Origin of the sequence: Bilifractor sp. HCP3S3_D3, from assembly GCF_052063915.1 — a bacterium.
Taxonomy (GTDB): domain Bacteria; phylum Bacillota; class Clostridia; order Lachnospirales; family Lachnospiraceae; genus Bilifractor.
Window position 1 is genome coordinate 1 of record NZ_JBQHWP010000045.1, and the last position, 1,772, is coordinate 1,772.

Annotated in this window: 1 protein-coding gene; it reads left to right on the forward strand. The window is 47.7% G+C overall.

Going from position 1 to position 1,772, the window contains the following annotated elements:
- Positions 1 to 160: 160 nt before the first annotated feature.
- A partial coding sequence (locus tag ACTNDI_RS13935; RefSeq protein WP_441101564.1) for a Mu transposase domain-containing protein occupies positions 161 to 1,772 on the forward strand: 1,612 nt, incomplete at its 3' end.

The following is a 1,772-nucleotide window of genomic DNA, read 5'->3' on the forward strand; positions in this document are numbered from 1 at the left end:
TGCAGATTGTCGAGCTAAACGGACATCTGTGCCATATTCGGCGGACAGTCTGAGACATAATTAGCGGACAAGTAAGGACACATTAACCGGACAATAGATCTTCAGATATAATAAGCGCATCTCCTTAAAATGGAGAAATATTATATCTGGAGGTCCTACTATGGATTACAAAAAAGTACTAAGGCTTCACTTTGTGAACCATCTCAGCTGCCGTGAAATCGCCGAAAGCTGCGGCGACTGCAGCAAAACAACTGTCAACGAGTTCCTGAAGCGTTTCAGAGAGAATCCGGAACTTTCATACCCTTTACCGGCAGATGTCCCGAATGAATACATCGGAAACATGCTTTATAAAAAGCCTGGTGTATCGGCGGATCAGCTCCTCTACCGGGATTTTAACAAGGAAGCCGTCTACAAGGCTCTGGCCCGCAAAGGAGAGACCCTGAAGCATCTGTGGCAGAAATACAATGCCATAGGTGTCGTAGATGGAAAGAAGCCAATGAGCTATCGCCAGTACTGCAGGCGTTACAGCGAATGGGCTGATTCCAAACAGCTGACCTTTCACATCCAGCGTTATCCCGGTGTCAATCTCGAGTTGGACTATGCAGGGAAGCAGCTCTATCTGCATAACCGCCGGAACCCGGATGAGACCACAAAGGTCACGATCTTTATCGCTGCCCTCACCTACAGTGATTACTTTTACGCTGAAGGAATGACCGAATGCGATATCCGGAACTGGATCCGGGTCAATAATAATGCTCTGACCTATTTTGGCGGCGTGACGCCGACGATCACCCCGGATAATTGCAAAGTGGCAGTTGCCCGGAACAAGGACTGGATCAGCCCTGTCCTGAATAAAGATTTCCAGGCATGGGCAGAACATAACAATACGGTTTTAACCCCTGCCAAAGTGAAATCCCCCCGCTGGAAACCAGTTGTGGAAGGCCACGTAAAGATCATTACCATGCACATCCTCATGGATATGGAAGATATGGTTTTTTATTCGCTGGATGATTTAAACCGTGTCCTGATGGAAAAGGTGGATGCTGAGAACCGGAAGTCCTTTGAAGGACTCACCTATTCCCGGTACGATCTCTTTACAACAGAAGAGAAGGAGACTCTCCTGCCTCTTCCGCCTAGCCGTTTTGAATATCTTGAACGAAAGACTGTTAAAGTAGCACAAGATTTCTCCTTCACCTTCGACAAGGTCCATTATAGCATGCCCCGGAAATATCTGCGACAGGAACTCGAGATCCGGGCAGGGGAAAAAGAAATCTATGTCTATAACAAACACGGTGACTTCATCCGGACGCATAAGCGGAGCTACACACCGAAAGACTGGGTGATTATCCCCTCGGATATGCCTGCCGAATACAAAGACTATGGCTATTGGACGGTGCCTTATTTTCAACAGAAAGCATCTGCTATCGGACCCAGCACCCGTGCTTTGATCGATGCAGTCATTCAGAAATACGCTTATCCTGTGCAGTCATTCCGAAGCTGCTTTGGTATTCTGCGGTATGCGGAAAAGTACTCGCCGGAAGCCCTGGAACGTTGCTGTAAAGACGCCGTTTTAGCTGGGAGATGCAACTATTCCTATATCTGTAACACAATCTCAACTTACCATAAAGAGCCGTTGCAAAGTACAATGCCACAGAGTAGCCCCAACGAAGATGCTGCAACAGCCGTATCCGGCGCCTACAAAGATGATGACAGCAAGTATTCCCTTAAGAACCTGCTGAAGCGTCAGGAAACGGAGGCTGGCAATGAAGAAT